This window comes from Rhodococcus sp. NPDC019647 (assembly GCF_044389235.1).
Classification (GTDB): domain Bacteria; phylum Actinomycetota; class Actinomycetes; order Mycobacteriales; family Mycobacteriaceae; genus Rhodococcus_F; species Rhodococcus_F oxybenzonivorans.
In genome coordinates this window covers 237,386-252,063 of record NZ_JBIRXS010000001.1, presented here as the reverse complement: position 1 = coordinate 252,063, position 14,678 = coordinate 237,386, and the positions used below count along the sequence as shown (strand labels likewise).

Below are 14,678 nucleotides of genomic sequence, written 5' to 3'. Positions count from 1 at the left end.
GTCTCGGAGTCCTCCTGCTCTGGTGTGAATAGTCATCATCTCGCACTTTCCGAACGGTTATCCACTCGGTGCCGCGGTGCCCTGCACTCGGTTCCGTACCGCGGCGACGTTCGCCCACGACCGGCGGTGCTCGCGACAGGGGCCCAACGCCTCGAGCGCGCTCGTGTGTGCGGATGTGCAATAGCCTTTGTGGATCGCGAACCCGTAACCCGGATACTCGTCGTCCATCTCCACCATGACGCGGTCGCGGGTGACCTTCGCCAGGATGCTCGCGGCCGCGATGCATGCCGCCGCGCCGTCACCACCGATGACCGGCAAGGAGGGAGCGGGGATGCCCGGCACGCGGAAACCGTCGGTGAGGACGTAACCCGGCGTGGTGGACAACCCGGCAACCGCCCGACGCATGCCCTCGATGTTGGCCACGTGTACTCCGATGCGGTCGACCTCCTCGGCCGAAATAGACACGACACTCCATGCCAGGGCAAGCCGGGTGATAGCCGGGTAGAGCTCCTCACGCGTCCGCTCGGTGAGCTTCTTGGAGTCGTCGAGCCGAGCCAGGGCGGGATAGGGCTTGGGGGCCAGGACGCAGGCCGCTACGACGAGTGGACCCGCACATGCTCCCCTGCCTGCCTCGTCCACGCCCGCCACCGGCCCCAGCCCGCTACGAATGAGGGCCGATTCCATCGTCCGCAAACCAGCCGACCTGCGGATGACGATACGTGGCGGCCAGGAAGTCACTTGCCCTGAATATCGGGGGAGCTGATGGTGCCCATCCGCGACGGTGGCAATGCGATGACGACCGCCTTGCCGATGACGTTGTCGAGCGGAATGGTGCCCTGCATGTCGTCGCCGACGTGATACCGCGAGTCCGCCGAATTGCTGCGGTTGTCACCCATCACCCACACGTGCCCCTCCGGGACGGTAACCGGACCGAAGCAGCGCGCCGATTTCAGCGCGGTGTCGCAGGCCTGCGAACCGGGCACGAACGGGAAGTCCGTCACGACGTACGGCTCGTCGAGGGGTTTGCCGTCGACGAGGATGCGTCCCTGTTCGTCGCAGCATTCGACGGTTTGGCCGCCGGTGGCAATTACTCGCTTGACCAGGTCGTTCTCGTCCGGCGGCACGAGGCCGACCAATGAACCGAGTTCCTGGGCGCCGCGAACCACCACATTCGAGGAACGAATGGAGACGAAATCCTGCGACCAGGAGTCGGGACCACGAAAAACGATGACGTCACCCGGCTGAGGTTCACCGAAGTGGTAACCGACCTTTTCGACGACGATGCGGTCGCCGGTGCACCCGGCACATCCGTGAAGGGTGGGTTCCATCGACTCCGACGGGATGAGATAGACGCGGGCGATAAAGGTCTGCAGAAGAAAACTCAGCACGAGCGCGACCAGAATGAGGATCGGCAACTCGCGCAGGAAAGAGCGGGGCTTCTTCTCCGGCTTTGTCGCACCTGCAGGGGCGGATGCGACCGCGGGATCGCCGGTGGTATCGGATTCCGACGACAATGCCCGCTCCTTCGAAGAATCTGTCACGAAATCAGATTAGCCCGGCACTGCGCGAACGCAGTGCCGGGCTTCTGGGAAAGCTCAGCGCTTTTCCTTGATCTTGGCAGCCTTGCCACGGAGATCGCGGAGGTAGTACAGCTTGGCGCGACGGACGTCACCGCGGGTGACGACCTCGATCTGGGCCAGGTTGGGGCTGTGCACGGGGAAGGTGCGCTCGACGCCGACGCCGAAGGACACCTTGCGGACGGTGAAGGTCTCGCGGACGCCGCCGCCCTGGCGGCGAATGACGACACCCTTGAAGACCTGCACACGCTCCTTCGAGCCTTCGATGACCTTGACGTGCACGTTCAGGGTGTCACCGGGACGGAAGTCGGGGATGTCGTCGCGGAGGGACTTCTTGTCCAGGAAATCGAGCGTGTTCATCGGTGTTCCATCCTTGCGTATTCGCAGGAGCAGAGGAACCGAGCGGCACCCGGACGTTCGTGAAACGCCGTTGCTCGTCTGGTTCGTGCCCAGTTCACGTAATGCTGCCTGGTCCAGGCAACCCGTCCATTGTGCCAGACGCGACCGCGCGAGACGAAATCGGCGGGGGCGCCGGATGCACCACCTCGTCGAGTTCCGCCTCCGCGGCCACCTTGGCGTGCTCGGCAGCCTCCTTCACGTGCTCGGCGCTCGGAGTCCCCGCGATGAAGTCCTGCACGAATATCTTGGCCCGGATCACCGGCCGGCGCAATTTCCGTTCGCGCTCGAGCGCGCGAAGCATTCGCTTGGGCTTGCTGGTGTATCGCCAGCGGGCCCACGGCGCGCTCGGCCTGCTCAACCGGATCGCACCCACTAGCAGGATCGGAAAAATGAACAGACCCAGCAGCCCGGTCCAGATCTTCCCTTTGAGCAGCACCACGCCGGCGATGAGCAGATTGACCACGGAAAGCACGCCGATCGCCACCCGAACCCACGGATCGGGTGAGTCACGGAAACTGGTGACGTCCATCAACTCGAGCGGTCTGAGTCCGAGCAGCAGCAGGCCTGTGACGGCGATCGCCACGAAGACGGCGTCCACCGACGCCCTCCCCTCGTCGGCCCAATACACGTCCTGCAGATAGAAGATCAGTGCGAACTCGTCGAGCACCAGTGCGGCGCCGATTCCGAAGAAGGTGGCGAGCACCGCGCCAGTGGTCTGTGTCCCGTCCACGTAGACGGCGACGAGCGCGACACCCGAGATCAGCATGGTGACTACACCGAACACGACGTGGTGCACATGGTGCCCGCCGGGCTTGACATTCCCCGGCCACCACGACACCTCCGCGCGGATCATCCGGACGCTCAGTCGAATGAACAGGAAGGCCCCGAGAAAGCCCAGCAGGAAGAAGAGCAGGGGCAGGCGCCCGTGCCCGACGATCTCCCGATCCAGCCATTCGTACATGGACATCCACTATCCCAGCAAAGAACTGGTCACTCCATCGAAAAGCGAATGCTCGTGCCCGACACGGTGCTGATGAGACACGGTGCTGATGAGACACGGTGCTGATGAGACGCGGTGCTGATTACTTGCCGAAGCCTGCCTTCCGCAAAGCATCCGCCATCGAACCACCGGCGGGGGCCGGGCGCGCGTCCCGACCGCCGCGTTCGCGGCCACCCTGCTGGGGCTTACCGCCCCCGCGGCGATCCTGCCGTTGTCCCCCGCCGCGCTGGCCCTCGCTTTTGCGCGCCGCCGCGCCCACCTCGTCGTCGAGCCGCAGAGTCAGCCCGATGCGCTGGCGCGCCTCGTCCACCTCGAGCACCTTCACCTTCACCACATCACCCGACTTCACGACGTCGCGCGGGTCCTTCACGAAGTTGTGAGACATGGCAGAGACATGGACGAGGCCGTCCTGGTGCACGCCGATGTCGACGAAGGCGCCGAACGCTGCCACGTTGGTGACCACGCCTTCGAGCGTCATCCCGGGCTTCAGGTGCGCCACTTTTTCGATGCCCGCGGCGAACGTCGCCGTCTTGAACTCCGGCCTCGGGTCGCGCCCGGGCTTCTCCAGCTCACTGATGATGTCGGTGACCGTGGGCAGTCCGAAGCGGTCGTCGACGAAGTCTGCGGGATTGAGGCGGCGGAGAACCGCCGTGTTGCCGATGACGTCGCGCACACCGCTGCCGCTGGCGCCGACGATCTTGCGCACCACCGGGTACGCCTCCGGGTGCACGCTGGACGCATCGAGCGGATCGTCGCCGTTGGGGATGCGGAGGAAGCCGGCGCACTGTTCGAACGCCTTGGGCCCGAGTCGAGCGACATCCTTGAGTCCCTTGCGGCTCCGGAACGGGCCATTCTGGTCCCGGTGCGCAACTATGCTCTCGGCCAGGGAGCCTGCGATACCGGACACGCGGGACAACAACGGCACGGACGCCGTGTTCACATCGACACCGACCGCGTTCACCGCGTCCTCGACTACAGCGCCGAGGGACCGGGCGAGCAGCGTCTCCGAAATGTCGTGCTGGTACTGCCCGACACCGATCGACTTGGGGTCGATCTTCACCAGCTCCGCCAGGGGGTCCTGCAGTCGACGGGCGATCGACACGGCGCCGCGGATGGAGACGTCGAGGTCAGGCAGTTCCTGCGACGCGTACGCGGATGCCGAGTACACCGACGCGCCGGCCTCGGACACCACGATCTTGGTGAGGTTGGTGGCACCGGACTTCGCGATCAGTTCGGTGGCGAGCGCGTCGGTCTCACGCGAGGCGGTGCCGTTTCCGATAGCGATCAACTCCACGCCGTGGCGAGTCACCAGGTCGGCGAGGGTGGCGAGCGCGGCGTCCCACTTGTTGTGGGGCTGGTGAGGGTAGATGGTGTCGTGCGCAACTACCTTGCCGGTCGCGTCGACGACGGCCACCTTCGTTCCGGTACGGAAACCCGGGTCGAGACCCATCGTGGCGCGGGTGCCTGCCGGCGCCGCGAGCAGCAGGTCGCGGAGATTGTTGGCAAAGACGTCGACAGCGTCCTTCTCTGCCGACTGACGCAACCTCATCCGGACGTCGATGCCCAGCGTGACGAGCAGCTTCGTCTTCCACGCCCACCGCACCGTGTCGAGCAACCACTTGTCGGCCGGCCGGCCGCGGTCGGCGATCCCGAACCTGCTTGCGATTCGGCCCTCGTAGACGGTCGGTTCACCGGGAACCGGCTCGTCCCTGTCCGGTGCCAGCGTGAGCGTCAGTACTTCTTCTTTCTCACCACGCAGCACGGCAAGGATTCGGTGCGAGGGGAGGGTGGTGAACGGCTCGGAGAACTCGAAGTAGTCGGCGAACTTCGCGCCTTCTGTCTCTTTGCCCTTGCGGACGACGGAAACCAGCTTCCCGCGCGTCCACATCAGCTCGCGCAGATCGCCCACCAGGTCGGCGTCCTCGGCGAAACGCTCGACGAGAATCGCTCGCGCACCCTCGAGTTGCTCGGCCGTGTAAGACGCGGGGTCGGTAGCGGGATCGGTGATCAGCGCATCGGCGACAGGCTCGTGACCCGCCTCGCGGGCGATCTGCGCCTTGGTGCGCCGCTTCGGCTTGAACGGCAGATAGATGTCTTCGAGCCGGGCCTTGGTCTCGGCCGTCATAATCTGTCCGCGCAACTGGTCGTCGAGCTTGCCCTGCGATTCGATCGATTCGAGTACCGCGGCGCGCCGTTCGTCGAGCTCACGCAGGTAGCGGAGCCGTTCTTCGAGCTGGCGAAGCTGAGCGTCGTCGAGGGTTCCGGTGACTTCCTTGCGGTAACGGGCAATGAAGGGAACGGTGGCCCCGCCGTCGAGGAGGTCCACAGCGGCCGCGACCTGTCCCTCCCGGACGTCGAGCTCCTCGGCAATGCGTTGGTTCACGGTCTTCAGAGTCACAAAAATGGACCCTACCGCTACCCGGGGACACCCTCGTCGGCGGTGAGGCGGTCGGGAGCGCAAAAGCGGCGTTTCGTGCGGACCGTCGCCCCCCGCGAGCAGATCCGGTGCGCGGGCATCGACGACCGGGGACAGCCGCTGGGCCGACTCAGGGCAACAGGTCCGGCCGGCGCTCCGCGGTGCGCTGCAACGATTGCTCGTGGCGCCACTGCGCGATCTTGGCGTGGTCACCCGACAAGAGCACCGGTGGGACGTCGAGTCCTCGCCACGTGGCAGGCCGGGTGTAGCTCGGGCCTTCGAGGAGTCCGTCGCTGAACGAATCTTCCTGGTGTGACTGCTGATTGCCCAGGACACCGGGAATCAGCCGAACGAAGGCCTCGACCATGACGAGCACTGCCGCCTCACCCCCGATGAGGACGTAGTCGCCGATGCTGACTTCTTCGACCCGCACGCGCCGGGCAGCGTCGTCGATGACTCGTTGGTCTATGCCTTCATATCGCCCACAGGCGAAAACGATGTGGCGCTCCCCTGCCCAGCGTTCCGCCGTCGCCTGGGTGAAGGGGACGCCCGCCGGTGTGGGGACCACCAGAAGTGTGTCGGCGTCGTCGCCGCCCCTGGCGAGGACGTCATCCAGGGCCGGTCCCCACACACTGGGTTTCATGACCATTCCGGGGCCACCGCCGTAGGGCGAGTCGTCGACAGCTTTGTGGACGTCGTGCGTCCAGTTCCTCAGATCGTGCACGTCTACCGAGAGGAGTCCCTTGTCGATCGCCTTGCCGAGCAGGGCAGCGCGAAGGGGCTCGAGATACTCCGGGAAGATGGTGACCACGTCGAGACGCATGGTTACCGGCTCATTCGCCGACAGGAGATTCACCGAAGTCAGGGTCGAGCAACCCTTCCGGTGGGTCGATCTCGACGACACCGTCCGCAACGGACACCGAGGTCACGATCGCGGCGACGAACGGAACGAGTAATTCCGGCGCCCCCTCACGACGGACGGACAGGAGTTCGCCTGCCGCCGAATGCAGTACCTCGACGACGGTACCCACCGGAGTGCCGTCCGCCAGCCGAACGGCAAGGCCCTCGAGTTCGTGATCGTAGAACTCGTCCGGGTCCTCGGACGGTTCGAGTTCCGCGCTGTCGATGACGAAGAGCGTGCCGCGCAACGCATCGGCGGCAGCACGATCCGCTACACCCTCGAGGCGCAGCAGAAGCCGCCCGGAATGCTCCCGGGCGGCTTCTACCGTGTACGTGGTGAGCTTCTGCTCGCGCGGCTTCCGTCCCCGCAGCACGGCACCGAGAGCGAAACGCTGTTCGGGTTCGTCGGTGCGAACCTCGACGACGACTTCCCCTTTGATGCCGTGTGACTTGGCGACACGGCCGACGACGAGCTCCACTGCTGTGCGGCCGCTACTGATCGGTGTCGACGACGTCGACACGGATCCCGCGGCCACCGATACCGGAGACCAACGTGCGCAGCGCTGTCGCTGTGCGACCGCCACGTCCGATGACCTTGCCGAGGTCGTCAGGATTGACGTGAACCTCGACAGTGCGCCCCCGACGCCCGGTGATCAGCTCGACACGAACGTCGTCGGGATTGGCGACGATGCCACGAACGAGGTGCTCCACGGCATCGGCGACGACGGCACTCACTTGTCAGCAGCCTCGGAGTTCTCGGCCTCTGTACCCGACGCGTCGGCAGCAGCCTCGGCGTCGTCGGCCTTGGCCTTCTTCTTCTTGGGGGTGATGGCCTCGGACACCGGCTCGTTCTCGGCCTGCGCCAGCGCAGCCTGGAACAGCTCCAGCTTGGACGGCTTGGCTTCCTTGACGCGGAGAGTGCCCTCGGTACCCGGCAGGCCCTTGAACTTCTGCCAGTCGCCCGTGATCTTCAGGAGTGCCTCGACGGGCTCGGTGGGCTGCGCGCCCACGCCCAGCCAGTACTGGGCCCGCTCGGAATCGATGTCGATCAGCGAGGGCTCTTCCTTGGGGTGGTACTTGCCGATGGTCTCGATCGCGCGGCCGTTGCGACGGGTGCGGGCGTCGGCAACGACGATGCGGTACTGCGGGTTCCGGATCTTGCCGAGCCGGGTGAGCTTGATCTTGACAGCCACTGCTGTACTTCTCCTTCGGTGTGCACACCAAGTGCACACATTGTCACGTGCAATTCAGCGACGCACAGGAATAGTGCGTCCGGTTTTGCCTCTCACCTGTGACCGCCGCGCGGTACGGAACCGGATGCGACGAACAGCGGATCATTCTGCCAGACGAGCACCGTCAGGGTAAAACCAGGTCATCGCGTCTTGACGACATTTCCGCGCAGCACCACGATGTCGGGTGCGGCGAGGGCATCGCTTCCGGTACGTGGGTCGTCCCGGTAGACGAGCAGATCCGCGGGTGCGCCCGGTTCCAGCCCGGGATGCCGCAGCCAGGTCCGGGCCTTCCAGCACGCAGCGCCGAGCGCGTCGGTCGGCGACAGCCCGACGGCTTTGAGCTCCTCGACCTCGTCGGCGATCCGGCCGTGCACGATGGATCCGCCGGCATCGGTGCCCGCGTAAATCGGAATCCCGGCGTCGTGGGCCGCGCCGATCGTGTCTTTCACCCGCGAGTGCAGGTCCCGCATATGAGCCGCGTACACCGGGTAGCGCGTCGCAGAGTCGGCGATCTCGGGGAAGGTGGCGATGTTGATGAGCGTCGGGACGAGGGCAGTGCCGTGCCCCACCATCAGCTCGATCGTCTCGTCGGTGAGCCCCGTACCGTGCTCGATGCAGTCGATACCGGCGTTGATCAGACCGGGAAGCGCGTCCTCGGCGAAGACGTGGGCCGTGACCCGTGCTCCTTCTCGGTGGGCGGCGGCGATGGCTTCCACCAGAATGTCGTCGCTCCACAAGGGTGCGAGGTCACCGATCGACCTGTCGATCCAGTCACCGACCAGCTTGACCCAGCCATCACCGGCGCGCGCCTGCCGCGCAACCTCGGCCGGCAACTGCTCCTCGTCCTCGAGGTCTACCGGCAGCCCCGGGATGTATCGCTTGGGTGCGGCAATGTGCTGACCTGCCCTGACGATTCGCGGCAGGTCGACCCGCTCGTCGAGGAAGCGGGTGTCCACGGGAGACCCGGCGTCGCGGATCAGGAGGACACCGGCATCGCGCTCGGTCTCCGCCTGCGCGATCAGCCCCTCGATGCTCTCACCGCCGCCGCCGCCGAACTTGATGCCGACGTGGCAGTGCGCATCGACCAGTCCGGGAACGATCCACCCCGAATCACAGATGGTCTCGGCACCGGCGATCGGCTCGATGGAAACGACCCCTTGATCCACCCAGTATTCGACGGGCTGTTCGCCGGGCAGGCCGATACCCCGCAAGTGCAGTGCGCTCATCGCTCTACTTCTTCGGCAGCTTCAACTGCGACAGGTCGATGCCTTCGAGACCGGGCGGTAACTCGTCCAGCCCCTTCGGCATGCTCGACAAATCCGGCATGCCTGCCGGAAGGCCACCGGGCATTCCGGGGAAACCACCCGGCATGCCCCCGGGGAATCCTCCGCGCACCTTCGGCGGCGTCGGACCCTTCCCGCCCTTCTTGCCTTTCTTGCCCTTCTTGCTGCGCTGCGGCTTGCGGGATCCGGGCATGCCCATCCGACCGGCCATCGCCGCCATCATCTTGCGAGCTTCGAAGAAGCGGTCGACGAGCTGATTGACGTCGGACACCTTGACGCCCGAGCCGTTGGCGATCCGCAGCCTGCGCGAAGCGTTGATGATCTTGGGGTCTTCGCGCTCCGCCGGCGTCATGCCCCGGATGATGGCCTGCACCCGGTCGAGTTGCTTCTCGTCGACGTTGGCGAGGGCGTCCTTCATCTGTCCGGCGCCGGGAAGCATCCCGAGGAGGTTGCCGATGGGCCCCATCTTGCGGACGGCCATCATCTGTTCGAGGAAGTCCTCGAGGGTCAGCTGCCCCGAGCCGATCTTCTGCGCGGTGGCCTCGGCCTGCTCGGCGTCGAAGTGCTGCTCGGCTGCCTCGATGAGGCTGAGGACGTCACCCATGCCGAGGATGCGGCTGGCCATCCGGTCGGGGTGGAAGACGTCGAAGTCTTCGAGCTTCTCACCCGTGGAGGCGAAGAGGATGGGCTGTCCGGTGACCTCACGAACGCTGAGGGCCGCGCCGCCGCGGGCGTCACCGTCGAGCTTGGTGAGCACGACACCCGTGAATCCGACGCCTTCACGGAAGGCTTCGGCGGTGCTGACCGCGTCCTGGCCGATCATCGCGTCGAGAACGAAGAGAGTTTCGTCCGGATCGACAGCATCGCGGATGCCCGCGGCCTGCGCCATCAGATCGGCATCGATACCCAGGCGCCCCGCGGTGTCGACGATGACGACGTCGTACTGCTTGTTGCGGGCCTCGTCGATTCCGGACCGCGCGACTTCGACCGGGTCTGCCGCGGTGATCCCGAGCGGGTTGTCCCCGCCGCCGATCGACGTGCCCGGGTGGGGCGCGAACACGGCGGCGCCTGCGCGTTCACCGACGATCTGCAGCTGGGTGACGGCGCCTGGACGCTGCAGGTCGCACGCCACCAGCAGCGGGGTGTGCCCCTGATCGCGCAGCCACTTGGCGAGCTTGCCGGCGAGAGTGGTCTTACCGGAACCCTGCAGACCGGCGAGCATGATCACGGTCGGCGGTGTCTTGGCGAACGCGAGTCGACGGGTCTCACCGCCGAGAATTCCGACGAGTTCCTCGTTGACGATCTTGACGACCTGCTGCGCCGGATTGAGCGCCGCGGACACCTCGACGCCCTTGGCCCGCTCCTTGATCCTCGCGATGAACGCGCGCACCACGGGCAGCGCGACGTCCGCCTCGAGGAGAGCCAACCGGATCTCACGACACGTGGCGTCGATGTCGGCCCCGGAAAGGCGACCCTTGCCACGCAGATCCTTGAGGGCTCCGGTCAACCTGTCGGAAAGGGATTCGAACACCGAGTGCGCTCCTGAAGTCGTGCGAGTATGCGGTGGATATTCTCGGGCACCAGCGTAACCGCTCCGGTCCGGCCGATCACTCCCGCCCGCTGCCCTCCTGCTTCTTCGGCTTCGGCAGCGGAACGACGCCGAGGATGGCCCGCTCGACCTCTTCCCTGCTAGCCCGCGTGTCGTGATCACCGAGATCGAGGCAGAACGAGTCGACGACCGATGATCCCAGCGTCGTCACCTTCGCCCACCGGACGTCCGCGCCGCAGTTGTCGAACGCGGCGGCCAGCCGGCACAGGAGACCCAGTCTGTCTTCCGCGCGCAGTTCGAGAATCACCTCACCGGGGGCTGCGGTGTCGAACCAGATGACCCGCGGCGGGGCCTGCGCATACAACACGGGAACGGCGTCTCCCCGCTCTTCCTCCGCCGCGACGCGCTGGCTCTCGCGGGCCTCGTCCTCCTTGGCCGTGAGCATCTCCAGCAGATCCAGTTCGCCGGCCAGCGCCCGGATCAACTCCTGCCGGAGCAGCCCTGCCTGCGGCGGTGCTCCGAAGCGCGGCGACACGACGAAGGAATTGACGGCCGAATCGCCGGAGCTGCCCAACGAGGCCGAATAGACCCGAAGGGAATGCAGCGCAAGCACTCCGGCGGCTTTCGACAACAGTCCGCGCTCGTCGGGGGCGATCACGGTGACCACGTAGGTGTGGGGACTGTCGGCCGGGTTCAGCGCGACATGGACCCCACCGCCCGCCGCCAGCGCGACATGTTCCGGATCGAGCGGATCCGGCGCGGGAAGATCCTCACCCGCCATGACCATGCGGCACCTGCGGACCAGCTCCCCGATGAGCGACGACTTCCAGTCGCCCCACACGCCGGGACCCGTCGCGAGCGAATCGGCCTCGGCCAACGCGTGCAGCAGCTCCAGGAGTACCCCGTCCCCGCCGAGCGCCTCCACGACCCGTTCCACCGTTTCCGGATCGTCGAGGTCGCGTCGGGTCGCGGTCTGCGGCAACAGCAGGTGATGACGCACCATCGCCGTCAACGTCGCGATGTCCGACGGCCACAGCCCGAGCCGTTTACCGATCTGGATCGCCAGTTCGGCTCCCACGACGCTGTGGTCACCTCCCCGCCCCTTCCCGATGTCGTGCAGCAGAGCGCCGAGCATCAGCAGGTCGGGCCGGGCGACGCGCGTGGTGAAACCGCTCGCGTACGCCGCGGTTTCGACGAGATGACGATCCACGGTCCACGTGTGCACGGCATCCCTCGGCGGTAGGTCGCGGACGGCTCCCCACTCCGGCAGAAGCCGCCCCCACAGTCCCGTACGGTCGAGCGCTTCGATCGCGGCGACGGCCCTGCTTCCCGAGCCGAGAAGGACCAGAAGGTCGTTCACCGCCTCCTTGGGCCATGGTTCCCGCAGTTCCGGCGCGTGGTCGGCCAGGCGGTTCAGCGTCGAAGCGGACATCGGCATGCCCGTGGTTGCCGACGCTGCCGCCACCCGCATGACGAGACCGGGGTCCTTGCCGGGCCGGGCATCGCGCGCCAGAACCACTTCGCCGGCATGCTCGACCACACCCTCGTCGAGAGGTCGCCGCACAGGCGGCCTTCGCAGTCGCGCGAGACCACGGCGGGGCAGGGCATTTCCCGCCGTCCGCACCCCGACATCCACCGAGTAGCTGATGGTGCGGGCGGCGTCGCTGAGCATGCGGGCCAGGTCGAAACGATCCCCGATCCGCAGCGCCGCGCCGATCTCGTCGGCGTCCTGGGCCCGCAGCTGGTCGCGGGGGCGTCCGGCGACCCGGTGCAGCTCGGTACGCACGTCGAGGAGACGACGATGCGCCAATGCGAGTCCGCCACCGGGCGATTCGGGTCCGAGTCCGGGCATGCCGTCGGTGAGCTGCGCGATGGACAGCGCGTTGAGCAGCTGTACGTCCCGCAGTCCACCGCGACCGCTCTTGAGGTCCGGTTCGGCGCGATGGGCGATTTCACCGCTACGTTCCCACCGCGACCTGGTCTGGGCGATCAGCTCGTCGAAGCGGTTGCGGATGTCGGTGCGCCATTGGCGCCGCACTCCGCTGATGAGAAGGTTGCTCAATTCGACGTCGCCGACGATGTGCCGCGCCTCGAGCATCCCCAGTGCGGCAGTGATATCCGTGGATGCGACCTGCAACGCCTGCGGGATGGTGCGGACACTGTGGTCGAGTTTGATGTGTGCGTCCCACAGCGGATACCAGAGCTGATCCGCAACCCGAGACACCACGGCGGGATCCATGTCGTCGTGGAGGAGCACGAGATCGAGGTCCGAGTACGGCAGCATTTCGCGGCGGCCGAGCCCGCCGACCGCGACGAGCGCGAACCCGCAGTCGGGCTTGATACCGAGTTCGGCGCCTTTCGTGGTCAGCCAGAATTCGTGCAGGTCGACGAGGGCGTGCCGGAGCGCAGGCGCGTCCAGCCTTCGGCCGTGTCCTCCCCTTGCACCCGGAGTGCTCTCCGAACCGCCACTGAGGAGCTGTCGGCGTGCGCGGGCCAGGTCCGCAGCTTCGTTCGATCCGCCTGACGCAACCGGCCCTGGTTCCGTCGCCTTCGCGACGGGACCAGGGCCGGTCTTACCGGACCCGTTGGGGTCAGAGCGCATCCGCGCCGCGTTCCCCGGTGCGTACCCGGATGACCGACTCGACGGGTGACACCCACACCTTGCCGTCACCGATCTTTCCGGTGCGGGCTGCTTCGACGATCACCTCGACGACCTTGTCCACTGCTGCATCGTCCACGACGACCTCGACTCGAACCTTCGGTACGAAATCGACCGAGTACTCGGCCCCGCGGTAGACCTCGGTGTGACCCTTCTGGCGGCCGTAACCCTGGACCTCGCTGACGGTCATTCCGAGGACGCCCGCCTGCTCGAGTCCCGTCTTGACGTCCTCGAGAGTGAACGGCTTGACAATTGCGGTGATCAGCTTCATTTCCTCATCCCTCCTTGCCGGACACGCGAGCGGTTGACGAATTTCCGCCGAGTGCAGCGAAATCGTAAGCCGTTTCTGCGTGTTCCGACTCATCCACTCCCAGTGATTCACCCTCGTCGCTGACCCGCAGACCGATGGTGAACTTCACGATCAACGCAACGATGGCCGTACCGACGAGCGAGTAAAGCAGTACTGCTCCGGCGCCCACTGCCTGACGCCAGAGTTGATCGAAACCTCCACCATAGAACAGTCCGTCGACGCCCGCGGGTGCCTCTGTGGTTGCGACGAGTCCGACCATCAGAGTTCCGACGATGCCGCCGACGAGGTGCACTCCCACCACGTCGAGTGAATCGTCGAAGCCGAAGCGGTACTTGAGCCCGACGGCGAGTGCGCAGAGGGCACCGGCGACAACACCGATCGCCAACGCACCGAGGACGTTCACGGACGAGCAGGAGGGGGTGATGGCAACCAGACCGGCCACGATTCCGGACGCGGCACCGAGGGTGGTCGCATGCCCGTCGCGGATGCGTTCGACGAGAAGCCACGCGAGCATCGCTGCACACGTTCCGACGACGGTCGTGATGAAGGTCGCGCCGGCAATCCCGTTGGCGCCGACGGCAGAACCTGCGTTGAAGCCGAACCAGCCGAACCACAGCAGGCCTGCGCCGAGCATCACGAACGTCAGGTTGTGCGGGCGGAAGGGCGTGCCCGGCCAGCCGCGGCGCTTCCCGAGGATGATGCAGAGGACGAGTCCGGCGGCGCCGGCGTTGATGTGCACGGCCGTACCACCGGCGAAGTCGATGGCGGCGAGTTTGTTGGCGATCCAGCCACCGGTCTCGGCGGTGACGCCGTCGAAGGCGAAGACCCAGTGCGCCACCGGGAAGTACACGACCGTCGCCCAGAGGCCGGCGAACAGCAGCCAGGGACCGAAGCGCAGGCGATCTGCGACGGCACCCGAGATCAGTGCAACGGTGATGATGGCGAACATGGCCTGGAAGGCCACGAAGACCGTCGCGGGGATCGTCCCGACGAGGGGGATCGCCGAGTCGGCGATGACTGAACCGGCGTCATCGGTTTCCGCGAGGTACGAGCCGCCGATCAGTCCCTTCAAGCCGAAGTACTGGAACGGGTCACCGAAGAGGTTCGACTGGTCTTCACCGAACGCGATGGAATAGCCGTAGAGCACCCAGAGGATGCCGACGACGCCCATGGCGCTGACGCTCATCATGACCATGTTCAGCACGCTCTTGGCACGAACCATGCCGCCGTAGAAGAACGCAAGACCCGGAGTCATGAGCAACACGAGCGCGGCGCTGGTCAGCATCCACGCTGTGTCCCCGGTGTCCGGTGCACCGATAGTGGGGAAATCCACCTTGAGCCTCCTCCTTCTCA

The 14,678-nt window shown here is 66.2% G+C and carries 14 protein-coding genes; all 14 read right to left on the bottom strand.

From position 1 onward, the window contains the following. Positions 1-57: 57 nt before the first annotated feature. Positions 58-738 (bottom strand): ribonuclease HII, encoded by a 681-nt coding sequence (locus ACH49N_RS01240; RefSeq protein WP_109330957.1) that lies wholly within the window; start codon positions 736-738, stop codon positions 58-60. Further along, positions 735-1,514, bottom strand: coding sequence for a signal peptidase I (lepB, locus tag ACH49N_RS01235; RefSeq protein ID WP_109330959.1), 780 nt, complete (start codon positions 1,512-1,514; stop codon positions 735-737). The genes ACH49N_RS01240 and lepB overlap by 4 nt, the downstream gene beginning before the upstream one ends. 81 nt (positions 1,515-1,595) lie before the next feature. Continuing rightward, positions 1,596-1,937, bottom strand: coding sequence for a 50S ribosomal protein L19 (gene rplS, locus ACH49N_RS01230; RefSeq protein ID WP_072687550.1), 342 nt, complete (start codon positions 1,935-1,937; stop codon positions 1,596-1,598). A 94-nt stretch (positions 1,938-2,031) separates the two neighbouring features. After that, the gene (locus ACH49N_RS01225; RefSeq protein WP_159927606.1) at positions 2,032-2,937 is read right to left on the bottom strand and encodes a hypothetical protein; all 906 of its coding nucleotides are present in this window, start codon (positions 2,935-2,937) and stop codon (positions 2,032-2,034) included. Positions 2,938-3,058: 121 nt separating this feature from the next. Next, positions 3,059-5,374 (bottom strand): Tex family protein, encoded by a 2,316-nt coding sequence (locus ACH49N_RS01220; RefSeq protein ID WP_358270510.1) that lies wholly within the window; start codon positions 5,372-5,374, stop codon positions 3,059-3,061. 148 nt (positions 5,375-5,522) lie between these two features. After that, positions 5,523-6,215, bottom strand: a complete 693-nt coding sequence (gene trmD / locus ACH49N_RS01215; RefSeq protein WP_159926142.1) for a tRNA (guanosine(37)-N1)-methyltransferase TrmD — start codon at positions 6,213-6,215, stop codon at positions 5,523-5,525. A 10-nt stretch (positions 6,216-6,225) separates the two neighbouring features. Beyond that, positions 6,226-6,771, bottom strand: a complete 546-nt coding sequence (gene rimM, locus ACH49N_RS01210; RefSeq protein WP_208963556.1) for a ribosome maturation factor RimM — start codon at positions 6,769-6,771, stop codon at positions 6,226-6,228. Between the two features lie 13 nt (positions 6,772-6,784). Then, positions 6,785-7,027, bottom strand: coding sequence for an RNA-binding protein (locus tag ACH49N_RS01205; protein WP_005240479.1), 243 nt, complete (start codon positions 7,025-7,027; stop codon positions 6,785-6,787). Beyond that, a complete protein-coding gene (gene rpsP, locus ACH49N_RS01200; RefSeq protein ID WP_358270512.1) occupies positions 7,024-7,485 on the bottom strand; it encodes a 30S ribosomal protein S16 in 462 nt (153 codons plus the stop codon). Before rpsP ends, ACH49N_RS01205 begins: the two co-directional genes overlap by 4 nt. Before the next feature lie 179 nt (positions 7,486-7,664). Beyond that, on the bottom strand, positions 7,665-8,750 hold the full coding sequence (locus ACH49N_RS01195; protein WP_358270514.1) for an amidohydrolase family protein: 1,086 nt from the start codon (positions 8,748-8,750) through the stop codon (positions 7,665-7,667). Positions 8,751-8,754: 4 nt separating this feature from the next. Next, a complete protein-coding gene (gene ffh, locus ACH49N_RS01190) occupies positions 8,755-10,338 on the bottom strand; it encodes a signal recognition particle protein (protein WP_159926136.1) in 1,584 nt (527 codons plus the stop codon). A gap of 76 nt (positions 10,339-10,414) precedes the next feature. After that, complete coding sequence (locus ACH49N_RS01185) at positions 10,415-12,958, bottom strand: [protein-PII] uridylyltransferase (protein WP_358270516.1); 2,544 nt, start codon at positions 12,956-12,958, stop codon at positions 10,415-10,417. Beyond that, positions 12,948-13,286, bottom strand: a complete 339-nt coding sequence (locus tag ACH49N_RS01180) for a P-II family nitrogen regulator (RefSeq protein ID WP_005240467.1) — start codon at positions 13,284-13,286, stop codon at positions 12,948-12,950. Before ACH49N_RS01180 ends, ACH49N_RS01185 begins: the two co-directional genes overlap by 11 nt. 4 nt (positions 13,287-13,290) lie before the next feature. Further along, positions 13,291-14,610 carry an ammonium transporter gene (locus ACH49N_RS01175; protein WP_284707283.1) on the bottom strand — a complete coding sequence of 440 codons (1,320 nt, stop codon included), beginning with the start codon at positions 14,608-14,610 and terminating at the stop codon, positions 13,291-13,293. Positions 14,611-14,678: the final 68 nt, after the last annotated feature.

Bases quoted from the DNA above. Each gene is read 5' to 3' on its own strand.
- trmD (WP_159926142.1), bottom strand. From the start codon at position 6,215: ATGCGTCTCGACGTGGTCACCATCTTCCCGGAGTATCTCGAGCCCCTT.
- ACH49N_RS01195 (WP_358270514.1), bottom strand. From the start codon at position 8,750: ATGAGCGCACTGCACTTGCGGGGTATCGGCCTGCCCGGCGAACAGCCC.
- ACH49N_RS01185 (WP_358270516.1), bottom strand. From the start codon at position 12,958: ATGCGCTCTGACCCCAACGGGTCCGGTAAGACCGGCCCTGGTCCCGTC.
- ACH49N_RS01175 (WP_284707283.1), bottom strand. From the start codon at position 14,610: ATGCTGACCAGCGCCGCGCTCGTGTTGCTCATGACTCCGGGTCTTGCG.
- rplS (WP_072687550.1), bottom strand. From the start codon at position 1,937: ATGAACACGCTCGATTTCCTGGACAAGAAGTCCCTCCGCGACGACATC.
- ACH49N_RS01180 (WP_005240467.1), bottom strand. From the start codon at position 13,286: ATGAAGCTGATCACCGCAATTGTCAAGCCGTTCACTCTCGAGGACGTC.
- ACH49N_RS01225 (WP_159927606.1), bottom strand. From the start codon at position 2,937: ATGTACGAATGGCTGGATCGGGAGATCGTCGGGCACGGGCGCCTGCCC.